General features: G+C 71.6%; 24 protein-coding genes. 18 read left to right on the top strand and 6 right to left on the bottom strand.

What is annotated here, in order from left to right; genetic code table 11:
• Positions 1 to 18: 18 nt before the first annotated feature.
• Positions 19 to 573 carry a GNAT family N-acetyltransferase gene (locus tag FFK22_RS15185; protein ID WP_186002475.1) on the bottom strand — a complete coding sequence of 185 codons (555 nt, stop codon included), beginning with the start codon at positions 571 to 573 and terminating at the stop codon, positions 19 to 21.
• A gap of 304 nt (positions 574 to 877) precedes the next feature.
• On the opposite strand from FFK22_RS15185, the gene FFK22_RS15190 reads away from it, so the two are divergent.
• Complete coding sequence (locus tag FFK22_RS15190; RefSeq protein ID WP_221938613.1) at positions 878 to 1,276, top strand: GtrA family protein; 399 nt, start codon at positions 878 to 880, stop codon at positions 1,274 to 1,276.
• Positions 1,277 to 1,305: 29 nt separating this feature from the next.
• On the opposite strand, the gene FFK22_RS15195 is transcribed toward FFK22_RS15190, so the two are convergent.
• Together FFK22_RS15195 and FFK22_RS15200 are read right to left on the bottom strand one after the other, a co-directional pair.
• A complete protein-coding gene (locus FFK22_RS15195) occupies positions 1,306 to 2,310 on the bottom strand; it encodes a site-specific tyrosine recombinase XerD (protein ID WP_221938614.1) in 1,005 nt (334 codons plus the stop codon).
• A 4-nt stretch (positions 2,311 to 2,314) separates the two neighbouring features.
• Positions 2,315 to 2,506, bottom strand: coding sequence for a hypothetical protein (locus FFK22_RS15200; protein ID WP_138885618.1), 192 nt, complete (start codon positions 2,504 to 2,506; stop codon positions 2,315 to 2,317).
• A 160-nt stretch (positions 2,507 to 2,666) separates the two neighbouring features.
• Between FFK22_RS15200 and FFK22_RS15205 the strand changes: the two genes are divergently transcribed.
• The 7 genes from FFK22_RS15205 (at position 2,667) to fabF (ending at position 9,128) form a co-directional block, all read left to right on the top strand.
• Positions 2,667 to 3,263 (top strand): shikimate kinase, encoded by a 597-nt coding sequence (locus FFK22_RS15205; RefSeq protein ID WP_138885619.1) that lies wholly within the window; start codon positions 2,667 to 2,669, stop codon positions 3,261 to 3,263.
• Positions 3,264 to 3,272: 9 nt separating this feature from the next.
• On the top strand, positions 3,273 to 4,379 hold the full coding sequence (aroB, locus tag FFK22_RS15210; RefSeq protein ID WP_138885620.1) for a 3-dehydroquinate synthase: 1,107 nt from the start codon (positions 3,273 to 3,275) through the stop codon (positions 4,377 to 4,379).
• A 7-nt stretch (positions 4,380 to 4,386) separates the two neighbouring features.
• Positions 4,387 to 5,676 carry an HlyC/CorC family transporter gene (locus tag FFK22_RS15215; RefSeq protein ID WP_138885621.1) on the top strand — a complete coding sequence of 430 codons (1,290 nt, stop codon included), beginning with the start codon at positions 4,387 to 4,389 and terminating at the stop codon, positions 5,674 to 5,676.
• Positions 5,677 to 5,678: 2 nt separating this feature from the next.
• On the top strand, positions 5,679 to 6,239 hold the full coding sequence (locus FFK22_RS15220) for a DUF2889 domain-containing protein (protein WP_138885622.1): 561 nt from the start codon (positions 5,679 to 5,681) through the stop codon (positions 6,237 to 6,239).
• 24 nt (positions 6,240 to 6,263) lie between these two features.
• Positions 6,264 to 7,265: an alpha/beta fold hydrolase gene (locus FFK22_RS15225; protein ID WP_186002476.1), complete on the top strand. Its 1,002-nt coding sequence runs from the start codon at positions 6,264 to 6,266 to the stop codon at positions 7,263 to 7,265.
• Between the two features lie 63 nt (positions 7,266 to 7,328).
• The gene (locus tag FFK22_RS15230) at positions 7,329 to 7,847 is read left to right on the top strand and encodes a helix-turn-helix domain-containing protein (protein ID WP_138885623.1); all 519 of its coding nucleotides are present in this window, start codon (positions 7,329 to 7,331) and stop codon (positions 7,845 to 7,847) included.
• Between the two features lie 12 nt (positions 7,848 to 7,859).
• Positions 7,860 to 9,128, top strand: a complete 1,269-nt coding sequence (gene fabF / locus FFK22_RS15235; RefSeq protein WP_138885624.1) for a beta-ketoacyl-ACP synthase II — start codon at positions 7,860 to 7,862, stop codon at positions 9,126 to 9,128.
• 96 nt (positions 9,129 to 9,224) lie between these two features.
• Here the strand turns inward: fabF and FFK22_RS15240 are convergent, their stop codons facing one another.
• On the bottom strand, positions 9,225 to 11,756 hold the full coding sequence (locus FFK22_RS15240) for a Tex family protein (RefSeq protein ID WP_138885625.1): 2,532 nt from the start codon (positions 11,754 to 11,756) through the stop codon (positions 9,225 to 9,227).
• A 160-nt stretch (positions 11,757 to 11,916) separates the two neighbouring features.
• Between FFK22_RS15240 and FFK22_RS15245 the strand changes: the two genes are divergently transcribed.
• The 10 genes from FFK22_RS15245 (at position 11,917) to FFK22_RS15290 (ending at position 20,199) form a co-directional block, all read left to right on the top strand.
• The gene (locus tag FFK22_RS15245) at positions 11,917 to 12,387 is read left to right on the top strand and encodes an SRPBCC family protein (RefSeq protein WP_138885626.1); all 471 of its coding nucleotides are present in this window, start codon (positions 11,917 to 11,919) and stop codon (positions 12,385 to 12,387) included.
• Positions 12,388 to 12,423: 36 nt separating this feature from the next.
• The gene (locus FFK22_RS15250) at positions 12,424 to 12,981 is read left to right on the top strand and encodes a glutathione binding-like protein (protein WP_306770115.1); all 558 of its coding nucleotides are present in this window, start codon (positions 12,424 to 12,426) and stop codon (positions 12,979 to 12,981) included.
• A 148-nt stretch (positions 12,982 to 13,129) separates the two neighbouring features.
• A complete protein-coding gene (locus tag FFK22_RS15255) occupies positions 13,130 to 14,596 on the top strand; it encodes a DHA2 family efflux MFS transporter permease subunit (protein ID WP_138885627.1) in 1,467 nt (488 codons plus the stop codon).
• A 57-nt stretch (positions 14,597 to 14,653) separates the two neighbouring features.
• A complete protein-coding gene (locus tag FFK22_RS15260; protein WP_138885628.1) occupies positions 14,654 to 15,445 on the top strand; it encodes a DUF1835 domain-containing protein in 792 nt (263 codons plus the stop codon).
• 15 nt (positions 15,446 to 15,460) lie between these two features.
• Positions 15,461 to 16,225: an HpcH/HpaI aldolase/citrate lyase family protein gene (locus FFK22_RS15265; protein ID WP_138885629.1), complete on the top strand. Its 765-nt coding sequence runs from the start codon at positions 15,461 to 15,463 to the stop codon at positions 16,223 to 16,225.
• An 84-nt stretch (positions 16,226 to 16,309) separates the two neighbouring features.
• On the top strand, positions 16,310 to 16,687 hold the full coding sequence (locus FFK22_RS15270; protein WP_138885630.1) for a hypothetical protein: 378 nt from the start codon (positions 16,310 to 16,312) through the stop codon (positions 16,685 to 16,687).
• 95 nt (positions 16,688 to 16,782) lie between these two features.
• Positions 16,783 to 17,262, top strand: coding sequence for a copper chaperone PCu(A)C (locus FFK22_RS15275; protein WP_138885631.1), 480 nt, complete (start codon positions 16,783 to 16,785; stop codon positions 17,260 to 17,262).
• A 1-nt stretch (position 17,263) separates the two neighbouring features.
• Positions 17,264 to 17,866, top strand: coding sequence for an SCO family protein (locus FFK22_RS15280; RefSeq protein WP_138885632.1), 603 nt, complete (start codon positions 17,264 to 17,266; stop codon positions 17,864 to 17,866).
• Positions 17,867 to 17,917: 51 nt separating this feature from the next.
• Positions 17,918 to 18,433, top strand: coding sequence for a YcnI family protein (locus tag FFK22_RS15285; RefSeq protein WP_138885633.1), 516 nt, complete (start codon positions 17,918 to 17,920; stop codon positions 18,431 to 18,433).
• Between the two features lie 116 nt (positions 18,434 to 18,549).
• Complete coding sequence (locus tag FFK22_RS15290) at positions 18,550 to 20,199, top strand: copper resistance CopC/CopD family protein (RefSeq protein ID WP_138885634.1); 1,650 nt, start codon at positions 18,550 to 18,552, stop codon at positions 20,197 to 20,199.
• On the opposite strand, the gene FFK22_RS15295 is transcribed toward FFK22_RS15290, so the two are convergent.
• The gene (locus FFK22_RS15295) at positions 20,196 to 20,927 is read right to left on the bottom strand and encodes an A24 family peptidase (RefSeq protein WP_138885635.1); all 732 of its coding nucleotides are present in this window, start codon (positions 20,925 to 20,927) and stop codon (positions 20,196 to 20,198) included. The genes FFK22_RS15290 and FFK22_RS15295 overlap by 4 nt on opposite strands.
• Before the next feature lie 10 nt (positions 20,928 to 20,937).
• Complete coding sequence (gspD, locus tag FFK22_RS15300) at positions 20,938 to 23,229, bottom strand: type II secretion system secretin GspD (protein WP_186002477.1); 2,292 nt, start codon at positions 23,227 to 23,229, stop codon at positions 20,938 to 20,940.
• Positions 23,230 to 23,492: the final 263 nt, after the last annotated feature.

Genomic DNA, 23,492 nt, shown 5'->3' on the forward strand with positions numbered 1-23,492 from the left:
TCGGGATCGGGGGGCTGTCTAACACAGGGCCGCGCGCATTGAGACCGAAATCTGCGCAGGGCTGGCCACGGAATCCGCCCGCAGCAGGGTGCCGCCGGGGCAATCCTCCAAAGCGCCGAGCCGCAGCTCCGCCGCCAGCAGCCGGTGCGGCTGCTCGTCCGGCATGGCGAAGCCCAGCGGGGCCGCCGGCTGGAAGCCGAAGCGGGCGTAATAGGCGAGGTCGCCGACCAGCAGCACCAGCCGGTGCCCCATATCGGCCGCCCGCTTCATGCTGCCGCGCATCAGCGCCGCCCCGACGCCGGCGCCGCGCAGCTCCGGCCGCACTGCCAGCGGCCCGAGCAGCAGCGTCGGCAGGTCCGGCTCGACCAGCATCGGCCAGTAGCGGATCGAGCCGAGGATCGTGCCGCTGGGCCGGCCGTCCTCGCGCACCACGAAGCACAGGCCGCGCACCGGCGCGATGCCCTGGCGATAGCGGTAGGAGACCTTGGTCTGCCGGTTCGGGCCGAAGGCGAGGTCGAGCAGGGCGTCGACTTCGGCCGCATCCCGCGGCCGTTCGGTCTTCAGGAGATACACTGGAGAAGGATCCTTGGAACGGAGAGCGTCGGTTCGCGCGCCGACCGGCTTCCGTCCTGCCCGCATCATGGTGTCGCAGGCACCCCGGAACGCCTCAGGCCGCCGCGCCGCGAAGGGCGGGCTGCAGGCGTCGTCGTCGCAGCGTCGGGGGCAGGAGAATCACGTCGTTCCGTTCCAGATGAAATCAGCGGTGACAGCGAAACCGCAACCGGGCCTTGCTGTCAATGCAAATGCTTAAGATCCTCTGCTCATGTTTACGGCGATGACATGTGACGCCGGGTGGCCGTCCTGTCAAACAGGCCGCATGCAGGCCCTGCCGTTTCCCGCGATGCATCGCCAGTTCGCCCTCTATGCGGCGGCTGGGCTGGTGGCGACCGCCATGCACTATGCCGTTCTGGTCGGCTTGGTCGAATCGGGCGGCGCGGCGCCGCTGACGGCGACGCTGGCCGGCTACGTCGCCGGCGGCCTCGTCTCCTACGCGCTCAACCGGCGGCTGACCTTCACAGGTGGCCGGCCGCATCGCGAGGCGGGCTGGCGATTCGCCCTGGTCGCCGCCGGCGGCTTCGCCTGGACCGGCCTGCTGATGGCGCTGCTGGTCGGCCGGCTCGGCGCCCCCTATCTGCCGGCCCAGGCCGTGACCACGCTGGTCGTGCTGGTCTGGGGCTTCCTGGCGAATCGGCTGTGGACCTTCGCTGAGACGTGAATCGTCGGGTTCGCGTCGCGGACCCAACCCTACGGCCGTTTCATCTTCGCCAAGGGGTGGGCCGAGGCCACCAGGCTCTGCAGCCGGTCGCCCAGCACATGGGTGTAGATCTGGGTCGTGGCGATGTCGGCGTGGCCGAGCATGGTCTGCACCGAGCGCAGGTCGGCGCCATGCGACAGCAGATGGGTGGCGAAGGCATGGCGCAGCACATGCGGGCTGACCCGGCTGGGCTCGATCCCGGCCTCGACCGCGAGGTCCTTCAGCAGCTGGCCGAATCGCTGCCGGGTCAGGCACCCGCCGCGCGCGATGCGCGAGGGGAACAGGAAGCCGCGGTCGCGGCCCTTGACGAAGAACACGCCGCGATGCGGCAGGTAGGCGGCGATGGCGTCCCGCGCGGGCTCCGACAGCGGCACGAGCCGCTCCTTGTCGCCCTTGCCGCGGACGATCAGCGCCCGCCCGTCCCGCGCCAGGGCCGAGAGCGGCAACCCGACCAGCTCGGACACCCGCAGGCCGCCACCATAGAGGATCTCGAGCAGAGCCAGCAGGCGCAGCCCCTCGGCCAGCCGCTCCGGATCGGCGAACAGGCCCGAGACCGCGCCGATCAGGCCCTCGACCTCGATCTCGGACAGCAGCTTCGGCAGCGGCCGGCCGAGCGCCGGGGAATCGAGCGCGGCGGAAGGATCGTCCTGCCGCCGGCCCTCCGACACCAGGAAGCGGTAGAACTGCCGCATCGCCGACAGGCGGCGGGCCGCGGTGCGCGCGGCAGTGCGGCCGCCCTTGGCACCTTCGCGCCGCGCCAAGTCGCCGAGATAGGCGCGCAGATCCTCGGTCACCGCCCGGTCGACGGCGCCGCCGCGGCCCTCGAGGAAGCGGCCCAGGTCGAGCAGATCACGGCCATAGGCCTCGCGGGTGTTGGCGGCAGCACCGCGCTCGGCCACCAGCATGTCGAGGAAGGCCTCGACCGAGGGTGGCGGCAGCAGCCGCGCGGCAGGCGGACGGCCGCGCCGGCGCTTCGGGGCAGCGGCCTCGGCCAAGGTGTTATTTGAACTTGTCGTTCGGGATCACCTTCTCGACCGTCTGGGTCGGCGGCCGGAAATCGATCACCGCGAGCGCGACGCCGCCGCCGACGATGACCAGCAGCACGGCGATCGCCAGCACACGGCCGAGGCCGCCGCCCCCGCCGCCACCGGAACCCTGCGAATAGCGCGACTTCGAACGACGACGGGACAAGACGGACCCCTGACAGGTGTGAATTCAGGCCGATGCGCGGGCCAGGGCTGGAGAAAGCAGATGCGGCGGACCCGGCGCAACCCTATCTTAGGCCGTCGGCACCGCGGCCGCAAACCGCAGCCGGTGCCAAGACGCCCGCGCCGGGCCCGGAAGAGGATCGATGATCACCACGCTGCACCGCCCTTTGCCCCGCACCCTGGTTCTGGTCGGCCTGATGGGCGCCGGCAAGACCGCGGTGGGCAAGCGCGTGGCCGCGCGGTTGGGGCTCGGCTTCATCGACGCCGACCACGAGATCGAGGCCGCGGCCGGCTGCACCATCCCGGACATCTTCCAGCGCTACGGAGAGCCCGCCTTTCGCGACCTGGAGCGGCGGGTGATCGCCCGGCTGATGCATGACCCGGTGCAGGTGCTGTCGACCGGCGGCGGCGCCTTCATGGACCCGCAGACCCGGGAAGTCGTCGCCGAGCACGGCCTGTCGGTATGGCTGAAGGCGGAGCTGTCGGTGCTGGCGGCGCGCACCGCCAAGCGCAGCAACCGGCCGCTGCTGCGGCAGGGCGACCCGAAGGCGGTGCTGGAGGGGCTGATGGAGCGGCGCCACCCGATCTACGCCCTGGCCGACATGACGGTGGAGAGCCGCGACGGCCCGGTCGAGGAGACGGTCGATCGCGTGCTGGCCGCGATCGAGGCCCATCTGGCGGCCGAGGCGGCCGCGACCGAAACAACCCTGGGCAACGCGCCCACGGGGCACACGGATTGAATCCCTGAGATGACACGCGAAACCATCCGCGTCGGGCTGGGCCCGCGCAGCTACGACATCGTCATCGGCCCCGGCGTCCTGGCCGAGGCCGGGCAGCGCATCGCCGCGCTGGGCCGCGGCAAGCGGGTGATCGTGATCGCCGATGCCCGGGTGGCCGGGCTGCACGGCGCGACGCTGGAGGCCTCTCTGGCCGCAGCCGGGATCGCGGCCGAGACCTTGACCGTGCCGCCGGGCGAGGCGACCAAGTCGATGACGGTGCTGGCCGACCTGCTGGACCGGATCCTGGTGCTGGGCATCGAACGGCGGACGCTGCTGGTGGCGCTGGGCGGCGGCGTGGTCGGAGACCTGGCCGGCTTCGCCGCGGCGACCGCGCTGCGCGGCCTCGACTTCGTGCAGATCCCGACCACGCTGCTGGCCCAGGTCGACAGCTCGGTCGGCGGCAAGACCGGCGTCAACAGCAAGCACGGCAAGAACCTGATCGGCGCCTTCCACCAGCCGCTGCTGGTGCTGGCCGACACCGCTTTGCTGACCACCCTGCCGGCGCGGGAGCTGCGCTCCGGCTATGCCGAGGTGGCGAAATACGGCGCGCTCGGCGATGCCGCCTTCTTCGCCTGGCTGGAGGATAACGGCCCGAAGCTTCTGGCCGGCGACGGCGACGCCATGATCCGGGCGGTCAGGCGCAGCTGTGAGATGAAGGCCGAGATCGTCGGCGAGGACGAGCGCGAGGCGGCGCGGCGCGCCCTGCTCAACCTCGGCCACACCTTCGGCCATGCGCTGGAGGCCGAGACCGGCTATGGCGACGCGCTGCTGCATGGCGAGGCTGTCGCGATCGGCATGGTCATGGCCTTCGACCTGTCGGTCCGGCTGGGCCTGTGCCCGGCCCCGGACCGCGACCGCCTGGCCCGCCACCTGGAGGCGGTCGGCCTGCCGACCCGCCCGGCCCGCGATCGCGCCTGGTCGGTCGGCGCCCTGCTGCACCACATGACCCGCGACAAGAAGGTCCGGGACGGGCGCATGACCTTCATCCTGGTGCGCGGCATCGGCCAGGCCTTCGTCACCAGCGAGGTGCCGGCCGACCCGGTCGCCGCGGTGCTCGCCGACGCCATCGCCGCCTGATCCCCCGATGTCCGACGATCTTGTCCTGCTGCTTCACCTCGCCGGGATCGTCGTCCTGCTCGTGGCCTCGGCCTTCTTCTCGGGCTCGGAGACAGCGCTGACCGCGGCCAGCCGGGCGCGGATGCACCAGCTGGAGACGCACGGGCTGAAGCGGGCCGGCATCGTCAACCGGCTGCGCGAGCAGAAGGAGCGGCTGATCGGCGCCCTGCTGCTGGGCAACACCCTGGTCAACATCCTCGCGTCGTCGCTGGCGACCAGCCTCCTGGTCTCGGTGCTCGGCGCCCCGGCGGTGCCTGTGGCCACGGTGGTGATGACGGCGCTGATCCTGATCTTCAGCGAGGTGCTGCCCAAGACCTACGCCATCAACCATGCCGACCGCGCAGCGCTGGGCATCGCCCCCGCGGTCAGGACCGTGGTGCGGCTGCTGAGCCCGGTGGTGCGGCTGGTGAACTGGCTGGTGCGCGGCGTGCTGCGGCTGTTCGGGGCCGATCCAAGCCGGGTCGGGCTGGCCGATTATGTCGACGAGCTGCGCGGCGCCATCGAGCTGCATCGCGGCAGCGAGGCCGAGGTGGCGCAGGAGCGGCAGATGCTGCGCTCGATCCTCGACCTCGGCGACGTCTATGTCTCCGAGATCATGACCCATCGCCGCAGCGTCGAGGCGATCGATATCGAGCTGACCCCACGCGAGGTGGTGGCGGCGATGCTGAACAGCCCGCACACCCGCATGCCGCTGTGCCAGGGCGGCCTGGAAAACATCATCGGCGTGCTGCACGCCAAGGACGTGCTGCGGGCGCTGCAGGCCGCCGGCGGCGACCCGAACCGGCTGGACATCCGCCGCATCGCGGCCAGGCCCTGGTTCATCCCGGACACCACCAGTCTCCTGGACCAGCTGCACGCCTTCCGCACCCGGCGCGAGCATTTCGCCATCGTGGTCGACGAGTACGGCGACCTGAAGGGCGTGGTGACGCTGGAGGACATCCTGGAGGAAATCGTCGGCGACATCGTCGACGAGCACGATTTGCCGGTGGCCGGCGTCCGCCCCCAGGCCAATGGCAGCTTCCTGATCGACGGCACAGTCACCATCCGTGACCTGAACCGCCGATTCGAATGGCGGCTGCCGGATGACGAGGCCTCGACCATCGCCGGGCTGGTGCTGCATGAGGCGCGGCACCTGCCGGATGTCGGCCAGGCCTTCACCTTCCACGGCTTCCGCTTCGAGATCCTGCGGCGGCAGCGCAACCAGATCACCGCGGTGCGCCTGACACCGCCGGCCGAGATCGAGCCCGAGGAAGGCTGAGCATGCCCCTCTCCGCCCCCGCCGCGCGCGAGCCGATCCACACCCGCCGCGTCACCTGCGACGGCTTCCGCCGCGCCGACGGGCTGTGGGACATCGAGGGGCATCTGGTTGACGTCAAGCACTACGAGTTCCGCAACGAGTTCCGCGGCGCCATCGCGCCGGGCGAACCGCTGCACCAGATGCGGCTTCGGCTGACTGTCGACGACGGCCTGGCCATCGTCGCGGTCGAGGCGGCGACCGAGCACGGCCCCTACGCCCTGTGCCCGGAGATCGCGCCGGCTTTCCAGGCGCTGGTCGGCCTGCGCATCGGCCCCGGCTTCACCCGCGCGGTGAAGGAGCGGGTGGGCGGTGCCAAGGGCTGCACCCATCTGGTCGAGCTGCTAGGCCCGATGGCGACCACCGCGTTCCAGACGGTGTTCCCGATCCTGTCGCGCGAGCGCGCCGGGGAGGCCGACCCGAAGACGCGGCCGGTGCTGCTGGACAGCTGCCACGTTTTCGCCGCCGATGGCGACCATGCTCGCCGCCGATGGCCGGCCTTCTATACCGGGCCGGCACGCGACTGACCCGGCCGCGCCCCGAGGAGACAGATGATCCGACGCCTGACCCTGGCCGCCGCCTTGCTCGCCGCCCTCGCCGCCGCCCCGGCTGCCTTCGCCGACCCGATGCTGGCGGATTTCGACTATCCGTTCCCGGTCCAACGCTTCGACTTCAAGTCGCAGGGCCAGGACCTGTCCATGGCCTATATGGACGTGCAGCCGGAGAAGCCGAACGGCCGCACCGTGGTGCTGCTGCACGGCAAGAACTTCTGCGCCGCCACCTGGGAAGGGGTGATGCGGCCGCTGCTGCAGGCCGGCTACCGTGTGGTCGCGCCCGACCTGATCGGCTTCTGCAAATCCAGCAAGCCGCAGGCCTATCAGTTCGGGCTGCACCAGCTGGCGGCCAACACCCAGGAGCTGCTCCACAAGCTGGGCGTCAGCGGCCCGGTGATCATGGGCCATTCCATGGGCGGCGCGCTGGCGATCCGCTATGCCCTCGCCTACCCCGGCGAGCTGTCCGGCCTGGTGCTGGTCAATCCGCTCGGGCTGGAGGATTGGAGGGCCGCGGGCGTGCCGCAGCAGACCGTCGACCAGTGGTTCGAGGGCGAGCTGAAGACCAATGCCGACAGCATCAAGGCCTATCAGCAGGCCACCTACTACGCCGGCGAATGGAAGCCGGAATATGATCGCTGGGTGCAGATGCTGGCCGGCATGTACCAGGGCGAGGGCGGCCGGCAGGTGGCCTGGGACCAGGCGCTGACCTCGGACATGGTGTTCAACCAGCCGGTGGTCTACGAGCTGGAGCACATCCGCGCCCCGACCGTGCTGATGATCGGCGAGCGCGACACCACTGCGATCGGCAAGGCCCTGGCCCCGCCCGAGGTGGCGCAGCGCCTGGGCAACTATGCCGAGCTGGGCCGCGCCGCCGCGAAACGCATCCCCGGCGCCAACCTGATCCGCTTCCCCGGCGAAGGCCACGCGCCGCAGATCCAGTCGCCGGACCAGTTCAACAAGGCGCTGCTGGGCGCGCTGGGGCGCTTCCCGGCGCCCTGACGGAGTGCCGGCTTCGCCCGGCATCGCTTGCATGATGCAAGGGACTTCGCTATCTCTTCGGCCATGCAGCGCACCAGCTTCGCCGGCATGGATTGCCCGATCGCCCGCTCCCTCGACGCGCTGGGAGAGTGGTGGAGCCTGCTGATTCTGCGCGACGCCTTCATCGGCCTGACCCGCTTCGACGATTTCCAGCAGAGCCTGGGCATCGCCCCGAACATGCTGACCCGGCGGCTGAAGCGCCTCACCGAGGCCGGCCTGCTGGAGCGTCAGGCCTATTCGCAGCGGCCGCTGCGCCATGAATACCGGCTGACCGCGGCCGGCCGCGACGTGTTCCCGGTGCTGGCGGCGCTGGGCACCTGGGGTGGCCGGCACGCCACCGGCGGCAAGGTGCTGGTGCAGGTCGCCGGCCGCGCCGATGGCCAGCCGATGGACCCGGTTCTGATCGACCGGCGCAGCGGGGCGCCGATCACGCCGGAGACGGCGGAGTTCCGCCTGGGCCCCGATGCCCGGCCCGCCTATCGGGACCGGCTTGCCGGGATCCTGGATCGCCGGAACAGCCGCGACGGCAACGTCCCCGCCTGAGGAGACCTTGAGATGCGCCGCATAGTCGTCACCGGAATGGGCGCGGTGTCGCCCCTCGCCAACGGCGTCGAGGCCAGCTGGCGCCGGCTGCTGCAAGGCCGGTCCGGCCTGCGCCGCCTGCCCGAGGAGATGGTGCCGGACCTCGCCGCCAAGGTCGCCGGCGTGGTGCCGTCCATCGCCGAGGATCCCGAGGCCGGCTTCGACCCCGACGCGGCGGTGCCGCCGAAGGACCAGAAGAAGATGGACCGCTTCATCCAGTTCGCCATGGCGGCGGCGGAGGAGGCGGTGGCCCAGTCCGGCTGGCGGCCCACCGACGACCGGGCGCGGCAGCGCACCGCCACCGTGATCGCGTCGGGCGTCGGCGGCTTCCCCTATATCGTCGAGACGGTGCGGACGGTCGACCAGAAGGGCGCGCGGCGGCTGTCGCCCTTCACCGTGCCGGCCTTCCTGGTCAACCTCGCCGCCGGCCAGGTCTCGATCCGCCATGGCTTCAAGGGTCCGCTGGGCGCGCCGGTGACCGCCTGCGCCGCCGGGGTGCAGGGCATCGGCGACGCCGCCCGCATGATCCGCGCCGGCGAGGTCGACGTGGCGCTGTGCGGCGGCACCGAGGCCTGCATCGACCGGGTCAGCCTGGGCGGCTTCGCCGCCGCCCGGGCCCTGTCGACCGGCTTCACCGACACGCCGGAGCGCGCCTCCCGCCCCTTCGACCAGGCCCGCGACGGCTTCGTCATGGGCGAGGGCGCCGGGCTGATGGTGATCGAGGCGCTGGACCATGCGCTGGCCCGCGGCGCCCGGCCGATCGCCGAGCTGATCGGCTACGGCACCACCGCCGACGCCTATCATATGACCGCGGGGCCGGAGGATGGCGACGGCGCCCGCCGGGCGATGGAGATCGCGCTCGCCCAGGGCGACATCGAGCCCGGCGAGGTGCAGCATCTGAACGCCCACGCCACCTCGACCCCGGTCGGCGACAAGGGTGAGATGGCGGCGATCAAGGCGCTGTTCGGCACCGGCGGGACGGTGGCGGTGAGCGCCACCAAATCCGCCACCGGCCACCTGCTGGGCGCCGCCGGCGGGCTGGAGGCGATCTTCACCGTGCTGGCGCTGCGCGACCAGGTCATGCCGCCGACGCTGAACCTGGAGAACCCGGACCCGGACGCCGCCGGCATCGACCTGGTGGCGTTGGAGGCCCGGCGCGGCCAGATCGGGCACGCCCTGTCGAACGGCTTCGGCTTCGGCGGCGTCAACGCCAGCGTTCTGTTCCGTCGCTGGCAGGGCTAGCCATCGTAGCGTGGGTTCGCCGAGGCGAACCCAACATGGTACGGCCGGAAGGATGTTGGGTTCGCGTGCCGCGAACCCAACCTACACAATCAGCGGTTAGCTCCGCTTGCTGCCCACCAGCCCGGCGCGGCGCAGGGCTTCGGCCATGGCGCCATCCGGCTCCGGCGCCGGCGTGCGCGTCTTCTGCGGCTCGGGCTGCGGCTTTCCTTGGGCCGGACGCTGCGAGCCGGAGTCCTGGCCGGGACGGCCATGGCGCGGCTGGCCCTGCCCGCCATGGCCCTGGCCATCGCGACTCTGCCCCCCGTGACTCTGGCTCCCACGACCCTGGCCGCCCTGTCCCGGCTGCCCGGGCCGGCCTTGCTGCTGATGTCGCGGCCGCTCGTCCCGCCGACCCTCGGGCCGGCCGCGGGGGGCGCCGCCCTCGCGGCGCGGCGGCCGCGCCTGGCCGTCATCGTCGAGCCGCATGGTCAGGCCGATGCGCTTCCGCTGCGGGTCGACCTCCAGCACCTTGACCTTCACCACGTCGCCCGGCTTGGCCACCGTGCGCGGGTCCTTCACGAAGGTCTTGGACATGGCCGAGATATGCACCAGCCCGTCCTGGTGCACGCCGATATCGACGAAGGCGCCGAAGGCTGCGACGTTGGTGACCACGCCCTCCAGCACCATGCCGGGCTGCAGGTCGCTCAGCTTCTCCACGCCTTCCTTGAAGGTCGCGGTTTTGAAGGCCGGGCGCGGGTCGCGGCCCGGCTTCTCCAGCTCGCGCAGGATGTCGGTCACCGTCGGCACGCCGAAGCTGTCGTCGGTGAAGCGCTCCGGCTCCAGCCCGCGCAGGGTGGAGCTGTTGCCGATCAGCGCCTTGATCTCGCCGCCGGTGGCCTCGATGATCCGGCGCACCACCGGATAGGCCTCGGGGTGCACGCCCGAGGCGTCGAGCGGGTCGTCGCCGTTCGGGATGCGCAGAAAGCCGGCGCATTGCTCGAACGCCTTAGGCCCCAGCCGCGGCACGTCCTTCAGCGCCGCGCGGATCCGGAACGGGCCGTTGGCGTCGCGGTGCTGCACGATGTTCTGGGCCAGCCCCTCGCCGACGCCCGAGACCCGGGCCAGCAGCGGCGCCGAGGCGGTGTTGAGGTCGACGCCGACCGCGTTCACGCAATCCTCGACCACGGCGTCGAGCGAGCGCGACAGCTTGCTCTCGCTGAGGTCATGCTGGTACTGGCCGACGCCGATCGATTTCGGGTCGATCTTCACCAGCTCAGCCAGCGGGTCCTGCAGCCGGCGGGCGATCGACACCGCGCCGCGCAGCGACACGTCAAGCTCCGGCAGCTCCTGCGAGGCGAAGGCCGAGGCGGAGTAGACCGAGGCCCCTGCCTCCGACACCACCGCCTTGGTCAGCTTCAGATCGGGGTGCTGCTTCATCAGCTCGGCGGCCAGCTTGTCGGTCTCGCGCGACGCCGTGCCGTTGCCGATGGCGACCAGGTCGACGCCGTGCGCCTGGGCCAGGGCGGCCAGGGTGGCGATCGAGTCGTCCCAGCGCTTCTGCGGCTCATGCGGGAAGATCGCGGTGGTGGCCACGACCTTGCCGGTGGCGTCGACCACGGCGACCTTCACCCCGGTGCGGAAGCCGGGATCGAGGCCCATGGTGGCGCGGGTGCCGGCCGGCGCCGCCAGCAGCAGGTCGCGCAGGTTGCCGGCGAAGACCTTCACCGCCTCCTCCTCCGCCGCCTGCCACAGGCGCAGCCGGAGGTCGATGTCGAGATGCACCAGGATCTTGGTGCGCCAGGCCCAGCGCACCGTCTCGGCCAGCCAGGCATCGCCCGGCCGGCCCTGGGCGACGATGCCGAAGCGGTTGGCGATGCGCTGCTCGTACAGGCCGGGGGCCTTGCGGTCCGCCGAGTCGGCCGGCGCCTCCTCCGGCTCCAGCGTCAGCGACAGCACCTCCTCTTTCTCGCCCCGGAACAGGGCCAGGATGCGGTGCGAGGGCAGCTTGGTCAGCTTCTCGGCATAGTCGAAATAGTCGGAGAACTTGGCGCCCGCCTGCTCCTTGCCCTCACGCATCTTGGACAGCAGCCGGCCGCGGGTCCATGCCTCCTCGCGCAGGCTGCCGATCAGGTCGGCATCCTCGCCGAAGCGCTCGACCAGGATCGAGCGGGCGCCGTCCAGCGCCGCGGCCACATCGGCCACGCCCTTCTCGGCGTCGACGAAGGCGGCGGCGGCCTCCTCGGGGGCTCGCTCCGGCTGGGCCAGCAGCGCGTCGGCCAAGGGCTCCAGCCCGGCCTCGCGGGCGATCATCGCCTTGGTCCGGCGCTTCGGCTTGTAGGGCAGGTAGATGTCCTCGAGCCGGGCCTTGGTCTCGGCCGCCTCGATCTGGGCGCGCAGGGCGTCGTCCAGCTTGCCCTGCTCGGCGATGCTGTCGAGGATCGTCTTCCGCCGCTCCTCCAACTCGCGCAGATAGCGCAGCCGCTCGTCCAGCGTGCGCAGCTGGGCGTCGTCCAGCCCGCCCGTCGCCTCCTTGCGGTAGCGGGCGACGAAGGGAACGGTCGCGCCGCCGTCGAGCAGCTCGACCGTGGCCGCGACCTGGGCCTCGCGCACGGAGAGCTCGTCGGCAATGCGCTGGCTGATTGAGATCATCGAACGACCGGACGTGTTGTGATGAGGAACCGGAAGGGGCTGCTTCTACCGCGCCGCTGGGGTCGAGGTCAAAACCGCCAGCAGTCGCCTTGCCTCGACCCCATCCCCATGATACTGAAGCCATCACTTAAGCAACAAGGCCGCGCCAGGAGGAAGCGCCATGAGCGAACGGTCCGTGGAGCACGGCAGCTTCACCATCCGGCGCCGCTACGACGCCCCGCCGGCCCGGGTGTTCGCGGCCTGGGCCAACCCTGCCGCCCGGCTGATCTGGGGCGCGCCCGGCGAGGGTTGGGAACTGGCCGAGCCGCGATTCGACTTCCGCATCGGCGGCATCGAGACCAGCCGCTTCGGCCCGGCCGGCGACCCGGTCTACCGCAACGAGACCCGCTATGCCGACATCGTGCCGGACCGCCGCATCGTGTTCAGCTACACGATCGACCGCGGCGAGACCCGGATCTCGGCCTCGCTGAGCACGGTCGAGCTGCAGCCTGACGGCGGCGGCACCAAGCTGATCTTCACCGAGCAGGCCGCCTTCCTCGACGGCGGCGACCAGCCGGAGATCCGCGAGGGCGGCTGGCGCGAGATCCTGGACAAGCTCGACGCCTTCCTGCGGCGCCGGGCCGCTCATTGAGGAGGCCCGCATGAAACTGTACCTTGCCCCCGGCGCCTGCAGCCTGGCCGACCATATCGCTCTGCACGAGGCCGGGCTGGAGTTCGAGCGCATCCGCGTCGACATCCCGACCGGCGGACCGAATCGGGCGACGACTTCACCCAGGTCAACCCGAAGGGCTACGTCCCCGCTCTGGTGCTGGACGACGGCACGGTGCTGACCGAGAACGCCGCAATCCTGAGCTGGGTGGCCGACCGGGCACCGCGTCTGGCGCCGGGCGGCGCGCTGGGCCGGATCCGACTGGTCGAGATGCTGAGCTTCATCGGCGCCGAGCTGCACAAGCTGCTGATCCGGTCGATCTTCCCGACCGGCGACCAGGAGAAGCAGGCCGTCGACGAGGTCGTGGCGCAGCGCCTTGCCTATCTCGCGGAACGGCTGGACGGCGACTACCTGTTCGGCCGGGAGATGAGCGTCGCCGACGCCTATCTCTACGTCATGCTGCGCTGGGCCAGGGACCTCAAGCTGCCGCGGCCGGACCCGCTGCCGGCCTATTCCGACCGGGTGGAGGCAAGACCGGCGGTGCAGCTGGCGCTGCAGCACGAGGGCCTGATCTGACGCCGGGCTGGCTTGCCCCGTCGGGCTGCGGCGTGATACTCAACTTTTAAGTTAAGAAACGAGGCCGCCGACCCGGCGGCCCCGGCGTCGAGGGCTGCGCCCGCGGGTCGATCCGCCGGCCGCCCGACGCTGCGAAAGGGAGAACGCCATGACGGACCGCCCTGCCGAATCTCGTGCGGCCGCGCCCCAGAACGGGCGCTGGCTGGCGCTGACCGTGCTGTGCCTCGGCGTGCTGATGATCGTGCTGGATTCGACCGTCGTGAACGTGGCGCTGCCGTCCATCAAGACCGATCTCGGCTTCAACGACTCGACCCTCGCCTGGGTGGTGAACGGCTACATGCTGACCTTCGGTGGCTTCCTGCTGCTGGGCGGCAGGCTGGGCGACCTGTTCGGCCACCGCCGGTTGTTCCTGATCGGCCTCGCCGTCTTCACCCTGGCGTCCCTCGCCTGCGGCCTGTCCGGCAGCCAGGCCGTCCTGGTCGCCGCCCGGGCGATCCAGGGGCTGGGCGGCGCCGTCGTCTCCGCCGTGGCCCTGTCGCTGATCATGGATCTGTTCACCGAGCCGGCGGACCGGGCCAAGGCGATGGGCGTCTACGGCTTCGTCGCCGCCGGCGGCGGCAGCGTCGGGGTTCTGCTGGGCGGCCTGCTGACCGGGGCGCTGAGCTGGCACTGGATTTTCCTGATCAACCTGCCGATCGGCATCGCGGTCTTCGCCCTGTCGCTGCCCCTGCTGCCGGCCACCCGCAACGAGGCGGCGGACCGGCGGCTCGACGTCGCCGGGGCGATCACCGTGACCGCGGCGCTGATGTTGGCCGTCTACGCCATCGTCAACGGCAACGAGGCCGGCTGGGCCTCAACCCGCACGCTCGGCCTGCTCGGCGGCGCCGTTGTGCTGCTGGCGACGTTTGTTGCAATCGAGACCCGGGTGGCGGCGCCCTTGATGCCGCTCGGCCTGTTCCGGCTGCGCAGCTTGGCCGTCGCCAATGTCGTCGGGGTGCTGTGGGCTGCGGCCATGTTCGCCTGGTTCTTCCTGTCCGCCCTCTACATGCAGCAGGTGCTGGGCTATGGCCCGATGGAGGTCGGCCTGGCTTTCCTGCCGGCCAACCTGATCATGGCGGCCTTTTCGCTCGGCCTGTCGGCGAAGCTGGTGATGCGCTTCGGCATCCGCCTGCCGATCGTGGTCGGGCTGCTGCTGGCGGCAGCCGGGCTGGCGCTGTTCGCCTGGGCCCCGGTGGAGGGCCGCTTCACCCTGCATGTGCTGCCGGGAATGCTGCTGCTGGGCCTCGGCTGCGGCATGGCGCTGAACCCGGTGCTGCTGGCGGCGATGAGCGAGGTGGGGCCGACCGAATCCGGCCTCGCCTCCGGCATGGTCAACACCGCCTTCATGATGGGCGGGGCGCTGGGCCTGGCGATCCTGGCCAGCCTGGCGGCGTCGCGCACCGGCGGGCTGCTGGCCGCCGGCGCGGACCAGCCGGTGGCGTTGGTCGGCGGCTACCAGACGGCCTTCCTGGCCGGGGCCTGCTTCGCAGCGCTGGCGGCGGTGCTGGGCGCCACGCTGCTGCCCCGGCCGCCCGCGGCGCAACCCTCGGGCGAGGCCGAGTCGGTCACGTCGTAGCGCCGCACTGTGCCGCCGCGATCGGGTTGCTATAGTCGCGATCCGGAAGGAGTCGCGATGACTGGTCCCGTGCTGCATCTGTGCTGCGGCGACAGCGCCGCCGGGGTGATCCGTGCCGGCCTGCCCGGGTCGGCGGTGCTGGTGCTGCGCGACGACCTGGCGGTCGGGCCGCTGGGCGATGTCGACAGCGGCCGGCCCGACGCCCGCGCTGCCTTCTGGCACGCCGTGTTCCCGGCCGAGGATCGTATGGCGATCGAGACCGGCGGGACGTTCGTCGAGCAGCTGGCGGCCGAGTCGGCGGCGCTGCGGCGCCTGCCGGACGCGGCGGAGAGGATGGTGATCTGGCACGGCACTGGCGCCGCCGAGCAGCTGATGCTGCGCCAGGCGCTGTGGGCGCTGCGCGATGCGGCCACCCCGGTCGGGGAGGTGGCGGTCGGCCCGACCCTGCTGCCCGAAGCCGCGCGCCGCGACATGACGGCGGTGGCCATGCTGCCGCCCGAGACCATCGCCGCCGTCACGGCCCGGCCGGTGGCGCCCGAGCGGCGGGCCGGGCTGGCCGCGGAGTGGGAGCGGCTGCGCGCCGACGGCGGCGGCCTGCGCCATCACCGGGACGGCACCATCACCACCCACCCGATCGACGCGCACGACCAGGAGATCCTGGCGGCGCTCGGCCCCGACTGGCAGCCGGCCGCCCGCGCGATCGGCCGGCCGATGGGCACCATCACCGGCTTCTTCGCCACCGACGCCTTCTGCTTCTGGCGGCTGCGCCGGCTGGCAGCGCAGGGCCGGGCGGAGTTCCGGGGAGACATCACGGCGATGCGCCGCTGCGAGGCGCGGCGGGCAGCCTGAGCGAAGGGACGATGGATGGAACTCGACCGCAACCGGTTCAAGGCGGCGCTGGCCGCCGGGCAGACCCAGATCGGGCTGTGGAGCAGCCTGTGCAGCAACATCGTCGCCGAGATCATCGGCGACAGCGGCTTCGACTGGATCCTGTTCGACACCGAGCATTCGCCGAACGAGCTGCCGGACCTGCTGGGCCAGTTGCAGGCCGCTTCGCGCGGCACGGCCACGGGCATCGTGCGGCCGGCCTGGAACGACCCGGTGCTGATCAAGCGCATCCTCGACATCGGCGCCCAGGCGCTGCTGATCCCCTTCGTCCAGAATGCCGAGGAGGCGCGGCGCGCCGTGGCCGCCTGCCGCTACCCGCCGGCCGGCATCCGCGGCATCACCACCAGCGGCCGCGGCAGCCATTACGGCCGGGTGACGGACTATCTGAAGAAGGCCGATGCCGAGATCTGCGTGCTGCTGCAGGTCGAGACCGGCGAGGCGCTGGCGCGGATCGAGGAGATCGCGTCGGTCGACGGCGTCGACGGCGTGTTCATCGGCCCGTCCGACCTGTCGGCCTCGCTGGGCCATATCGGCAACTCGCAGCATCCGGAGGTGCAGGCCGCGATCCAGGACGCGGTGCGGCGCCTGACCGCGATCGGCAAGCCGGCCGGGATCCTGACCTCGGTCGAGGCCGAGGCCCGGCGCTACATCGAGTGGGGCTACCGCTTCGTCGCGGTCGGCACCGATCTCGGCCTGCTGGCGCGCAACGCCGATGCGCTGGCCCGTGGCTTCAAGAGCTGATCGCGGGCACCATGTCGCAGACCGGCCGGGTTTGCGCCCGGCCGCGGCCGTGATATTCCGGCCGGGACGAAGGGGGATCGGCACGTGCGCATGAGGTCGGCACGGAGACGGGCATCATGGGTCGCGCTCGGCGCGGCCTATCTGCTGTTCGTCCAGGCCATCCTCGGCGGCCTCGCCATCGGCGCCAGCGCCGCGACGCTCGATCCGCTCTCTGCCCTCTGCCGCGCCGATGATGCCGGTCCCGTCCGGCAGGATCCGGCGGCCGACCATCCGCATCTGCCCGATTGCTGCACCACCGGCTGCGCCATGTTCGGCGGCGCCCCGGTGCCGGCCTTCGTCGCGGTGCTGCTGGTGCCGCATCTGGCCGGCCCGACCGAGCCCGCGCTCCTGCCCCTGACCCCGGTGGCGACGGCGCCGCAGCGCTCGCCGGCCAATCCGAGGGCCCCGCCCGCCCAGGCGTGATCCAGCCGGGCCCTGCCGTCGGCGGGCCCCTGTCGGTTCACGGCCGGACACCGGCGCCGGAGACGCGCCGCCCGGCCCAGCCTGGAGCGAAATCCATGTCCCTGATGGCACGACTGCGTCCCGCCATCGTCGCCGCCGCCCTGGCCCTGCCGGCTTTCGGCCCGGCGGCCGCGCACGAGTTCAAATCCGGCCCGATCGAGGTGGTCCATCCCTGGGCCCGGGCCACGCCGCCGGCGGCGAAGGTCGGCGGCGGCTATGCCGAGATCCGCAATGACGGGTCCGAGCCGGACCGGCTGGTTTCGGTCACCGCCGAGGTCGCCGGCCGGGTCGAGATCCACCAGATGGGCGTCAAGGACGGCATCATGACCATGCGGCCGGTCGAGGGCGGCGTGCCCGTGCCGGCCAACGGCACCGCCGCGCTGGCGCCGAACGGCTATCACCTGATGCTGCTGGAGCTGAAGCGGCCGCTGAAGGCGGGCGAGAGCTTCGCCGGCACCATGACCTTCGAGAAGGCCGGCACCATCGCCGTCACCTTCGACGTCCAGGCCATCGGCTCGACCGGGGCGGGGCATTGAGATGCGCGCCCGCATCCTGGTGCCAGTGCTGCTGGCCGTCGCCGCCATCCTGGTGGGAGGCGCCGGCTTCCTGCTGGTCTATTCCAAGGACCCGTCGACCCGGCCGGTGGTGTCCGGCACGCTGCCCGGCGGCCCGTTCCGGCTGACCGACCAGGCCGGGGCGACGCTGAGCGACGCCGACCTGAGGGGCCGGCCCTTCGCCGTGTTCTTCGGCTTCACCCACTGCCCCGAGGTCTGCCCGACCACGCTGTGGGAGATGTCGCAGGCGCTGGCGGCGCTGGGCCCCGACGCCGACCGGCTGCGCGTGCTGTTCGTCACCGTCGACCCGGAGCGCGACCGGCCGGAGATGCTGCAGGAATATTTGCAGTCCTTCGATCGCCGCATCACCGGGCTGACCGGCAGCCCGGACGAGATCGCGGCTGTGGCCAAATCCTACCGGGTGTATTGGCGCAAGGTGCCGACCGCCGACGGCGACTACACCATGGACCATTCGGCCATGGTGTATCTGATGGACGGCGAGGGCCGCTTCACTGATACCATCGCCTACGGCACGCCCGAGCCCGAACGGCTGGCCGCATTACGCCGCCTGATCAGCGGCACCTAATCCTTTTCCCGTTCAACCATTGCCGGCCGAGCCGGCGACCCGGAGATAGTGATGCTGAAAACTTTCCTGCCCGTCGTGGCCCTGCTGGCCGCGACCGGTCCGGCCTTCGCCCATGTCACGCTGGAGACCCAGGAGGCGGCGGTCGGCGGCACCTACAAGGCGGTGCTGCGCGTGCCGCACGGCTGCGAGGGCTCGCCCACCGTGAAGATCCGCGTCCAGATCCCCGAGGGGGTGATCGCGGTCAAGCCGATGCCGAAGCCCGGCTGGACGCTGGAGACGGTGAAGGGCAAATACGCCGCGTCCTACGACTACTACGGCACGCCGACCAGCGAGGGCGTGACAGAGGTCGTATGGAGCGGCGGCAGGCTGCCGGACGAGTTCTATGACGAATTCGTCTTCCGCGGCTACCTGACCGCCGGGCTGAAGCCGGGTGCGCATCTGTACTTCCCGGTGGTCCAGGACTGCGAGGCGGGGACCGACCGCTGGATCGAGATCCCGGCCGAAGGCAAGGATGCCGACGACTACGAGACCCCGGCGCCGGGCATCAAGCTGCTGCCGAAGAAGTGACCAGTACTGCGTCTGCGGAGACTGGGGCTCGCCTGACCACCGCGTTGCCTCTCCCGCTTGCGGGAGAGGCCGGAGCCGCGCCAGCGGCTCCGGGTGAGGGCTCTTTCCCACCACCTGTGCCAGCCCTCACCCGGTCTCGCTACGCGAGCCCGACCTCTCCCGCCCCGCGGAGGAGGCAATGGGAGCGCTACGCCGCCTGCCTGCTTCTGCTGCTCGCCCTCCTCTCCCCGCAGGCGGCGCTGGCGCATGCGTCGCTGGTGCAGGCCGAGCCGGCGGAGAATGCGGTGCTGGCGGCGGCGCCGGACGGCTTCCGCCTGAGCTTCAGCGAGCCGGTGTCGCCCCTGGTGCTGCGGCTGATCAGGCCGAACGGCGCCGTGGTGACGCTGGGCGATGCCCGGTTGGAGGACGCGACGCTGGTGATCGCGGCGCCGCCCGGCCTTGGCCCCGGCACCCATGTGCTGAGCTGGCGCGTGGTGTCGGAGGACGGCCATCCGGTCGGCGGCTCGGTGGTGTTCTCGATCGGCACGCCCGGCGCCGGGCCGCCACAACAGGCCACGGACATGGCGGACCGGCCGGTGCAGGCCGCGATCTGGCTGGCCCGGATCGCCCTCTATGCCGCGCTGTTTCTCGGCATTGGCGCCATGGCGTTCCGCGCCTGGGTCGCGCCCCTGCCACGCGGCGCCGCCCATATTGCCGCCACCCTGATGCTGCTGGGGCTGGCGGCAGCGCCGCTGTCGCTCGGGCTGCAGGGGCTGGACGCGCTGGGCCTGCCGCTGGCGGGGCTCGGCCGCCCTGTCGCCTGGGCCACCGGCTGGGGCACCAGCTACGGCGCCACCGCCGCCCTGGCGGTGCTTGCGCTCGTGCTCGGTCTGGCGGCGCTGGCGCAGCGGCGCGGCGCGGCCTCGGCGGCGACAGCACTGCTGGCCCTGGCCGCGACCGGGACGGCGCTGGCCGCCAGCGGCCATGCCAGCGCCGCCGCGCCGCAGCTCGTGACCCGGCCGGCCGTTTTCCTGCACGCCGTCGGCATCGCCCTCTGGGCCGGGGCGCTGCTGCCGCTGGGGCTGCATCTGCGCGCCGGCGGGCCGGATGCGACAGCGGCGCTGCGCCGCTTCTCCGCCCTGATCCCCATCGCGATCCTGCCGCTGGCGGCGGCCGGCATCCTGCTGGCCGTGGTCCAGCTCGATCATGTCTCGGCCTTGTGGACCACCGCCTATGGCTGCGTCTTCCTGGTCAAGCTGGCGCTGCTGCTGGTGCTGTTCGCCCTGGCCGCGCTGAACCGCTGGCGCCTGACCGCCCCGGCCGAAGCCGGCGACGGCCGGGCCGTCCGGCGCCTGACCCGCTCGGTCGCGGTCGAGACGGCGCTGGTGCTGGCGATCTTCGCCGCGGCCGCGACCTGGCGCTTCACCCCGCCACCGCGCGCTCTGGCGGAGGCCGAGGCCCGACCGGCTGCGATCCATATCCACACCGCGCCGGCGATGGCCGACCTGACCGTGACCCCCGGCCGGGCCGGCCCGGTCGCGGCCTCGATCGTGGTGATGACCGGCGATTTCGGGCCGCTGGACGCCAAGGAGGTGACGCTGGTGCTGTCCAACCCCGGTGCCGGGATCGAGCCGATCCGGCGCAAGGCTGCCAAGGCCGGCGACGGCAGCTGGCGGGTCGACGGGCTGATCATCCCGGTGTCCGGCCGCTGGACCGCGCGGATCGACGTGCTGATCTCCGATTTCGAGATCGCCAAGCTGGAGGACGCGATCGACATCCGCCCCTAGAGGGGCCCGATCAGCCGCATCAGCCAGATGCCGAAAGCGAGCCAGGGGCCGAAGGCGATGGCGGTGTGGCGCGAGACCTCTCCGCGGGCGGCGATCAGGGTGACCACCAGCGCCGCGCCGGCGCCGACCAGGATCACCCAGGGCAAGGCCTGCCAGCCGAGCCAGGCGCCGCCGGCCGCCAGCAGCTTGGCGTCGCCGAGACCGAGCCCGTCGCGGCCGCGCAGCCGGCGATAGGCGAAAGCGAGGCCGGCGAACAGGAGATAGCCGACGGCGGCGCCGATCGCCCGGTCCGCCAGCGGGGCGCCCGGCTCGAACAGCCCTGCCAGGAGCCCGGCCACGACCAGCGGCAGGGTCAGCATGTCCGGCAGCAGCCCGATGCGGCGGTCGATGGCGCCGAGCAGCAGCAGCGCCCAGCCGAGCAGGCAGGTGCCGGGCATCAGCACCGCATCACCGGCCAGCGCTGCGAGCGCGATGCCGATCGCCGCCAGCTCGATCACCAGATGCGCCGGATCGATGGTGCCGCCGCAGCTGCGGCAGCGGCCGCGCAGGGCGACCCAGCTGAGCACCGGCACCAGGTCGCGCAGCGCCAGCGGCTGGAGGCAATGGTCGCAGCGGGAGCGGCCGACCAGCAGGCCGCGGACGTCGTCCGGCAGGCGATGCGCCGCGGCGGCCAGGAAGCTGCCGATGATCGGCGAGACGGCGACCAGCCCGATCTGGACCGGGGTCACGCCGCGGCGATCACAGCGGACGCGGCCGGCCGCCCGCCGTGCGCGGCCGCAGCGCCTCCATGCGCGAGCGCAGCTCCTCTGCGATCGCCTGGGCGTCGGCGGCGTTGCGGATCACCCGCGGGGTGATGAACACGACCAGCTCGGTCCGGTCGCGGCTACTGCTGGTGGAGGAGAACAGGTTGCCGAGCAGCGGGATGTCCTGCAGCACCGGCACGCCGCCGCGCCCGTTCTGCTGGTTCTCCTGGATCAGCCCGCCCAGCACCACGGTCTGGCCGTTGGCGACCGAGACGATTGACCCGATGCGGCGGGTCGAGATCGTCGGCGCCAGCGCGTCGGCCTGGGTGGAGGCGGCGTCGTTGACGATGCTCGACACCTCCTGCTGCACGTCCATGCTGACGTCGTTGTTGGAGTTGATCCGCGGCGTCACCTTCAGGATCACGCCGGTATCCTTGTATTCGATGTTGCTGATCACCGGCGAATCGGTGTTGTCGGTCGACTGGCTCTGCTGCGTCCGCACCGGCACCTGGTTGCCGACCTGCAGCCGCGCGGTCTGGTTGTTCAGCACCGACAGGGTCGGGGCCGAGACCACCCGGACATTGGTGATCGAGGACAGCGCGTTCAGGACGACCCGGGCACCGCCGGTGGAGACCACCAGATTGAGGCCGGAGCCGGCCTGCGGCACTGGGGTGGCAAGTGATCCGGCCGGCGAGCTGCCGGCAGCCCGGGTGGTGAAGCCGGCGGAGCCGAAGCCGGTTTCGAGATAGTACTGGACGCCGTATTGCAGCTGGTCGTTCAGCGTCACCTCGGCGATCGTCGCCTCGATCACCACCTGCAGCGGGCTGGCGTCGATCGCGCGCAGCGCCGATTCGATCAGCCGGAACGCCGCCGGACGGGCGCGGATCAGCAACGCGTTCTTGTCCCGGTCGGGCACTACCCGCACCTCGCCCAGCTTGTCGAGCTTGAACACTGCGGCCTTGCCGGCCTGGGCGCCGGCGAGGCCGAGGATCGAGGCGTCGCCTTCCTTCTGCTGGGCGTTGAAGTCGATCGGCGCGAATTGCGAATTGGTGCCCGTGCCCGGCTGCCCCGATGCGGGCTGATTGGTGCTGCCCTGCGTGCCGGCGGCGTTGGCCTGGTCGGTGCCGCCATTGCTGCTGCTGCTGGACTGGCCGAGGCCGCGGGCGACATCCGAGCCGAGCTCGTCGTCGAAGGGCGAGGCGCCGGCCTCGTCGACCTTGCCGAAGGCCTGGCCCAGCACCCGCGCCATGTTCGCCGCGGTGCCGTTCTGCACCATGTAGACGTAGACCCGCTCGTCATCGGAATCGCCCTGGTCCAGCCGCCGGATCCAGCGCCCGGCCTCATTGAGCTTGTCGACGCGGGATGACACCACCAGCACCGCGTTCAGCCGCTCGACCGGCATGAAATTGATCAGGCCCTTGAGCGGGCCGCGGTCCGGCGCGCCGCCGAACACGGCGCTGAGCTCCTTGATCACCGCCTCGGGCTGCGCCTGCTGCAGCGGGAAGATCCCTGACGACATGCCGCGCAGCCAGTCGACGTCGAAGGACTGGACGGTGGCGCCCAGCGCCGCCCGGTCGGCGCTGGTGCCGGAGATCAGCACCAGGTTGCGGGTCGGGTCGACCCGCACCAGCTCCGGATTGGTCGCCGGCGCGATCAGCGGGCCGATGGTCTCGGCAGAGACGTTGCGCAGCGGGATGATGGTGATGCCGTAACCGGCCGGCAACGGCTTCGGGTCGGAGCCGAGCTGCAGCACGGTGCGGCCGGACACCGCCTCGCCCAGCGGCACGATGCGGTAGCCGGCCCGGCCGTCCTGCACCAGCGCCGCGCCGGTGGCGCGCAGCACTGTCTCCAGCATCGCGACCAGGTCGTCCGGCTTGATCGGCCCCTGGGTCGACAGCGTCACCGTGCCGGTGACCCGCGGATCGATGGTGTAGGGCTGGTGCAGCAGGTCGCCCAGCACCGCCTGCACCACCTGGGCCAGGTCGGCATTGTTGAAGTTGACCTGGTAGCCGCCGGGCTGCGCCTGGATCGGCGCGCCCATCGCCGCCGGCTCGCCCGGCACCGCGTCGATGCCGGGATAGACCTGGGCCTGGCGCACCGCCTGGGTCCGGCCGGTCGAGGAGACGACGTTGGAACGGGAACGAGTGTCGCCGGGCGCGGCCAGGGACCGATTGGCCAGGTCGTCGAACATCGAGGGGGCCTGGTCCGGCTTCTGCTGGCCGCACGACACCAGCGCGAGCAGCAGCGGAATCCCAAGGATTCTGAAGGAAAACGCCCTGAAACCCACTAAAGCCATCCCCCGGCTGCGACGCCGAGCCATAACCGACCGGCCCCGGCTCGACAAGAGCGAAGAGCAATTGGGCTCGATTCGAAGCAAATTTGTTGCATTCGTGTTAAGTTTTATTGAAACCAGATAATCAACCCATTGATAAAACAAAAACATTTTGTTTGACCGCAGTTTCATGACGGCCGAGATTGCCGGCCGTCCGCCGCCCGGCGATGATGGGATGCGCGGCGGGTCGCGTTGGGGGACCGGCACCGGAAGGGCAA

The organism is Mycobacterium sp. KBS0706 (assembly GCF_005938675.2).
Classification (GTDB): domain Bacteria; phylum Pseudomonadota; class Alphaproteobacteria; order DSM-16000; family Inquilinaceae; genus Inquilinus.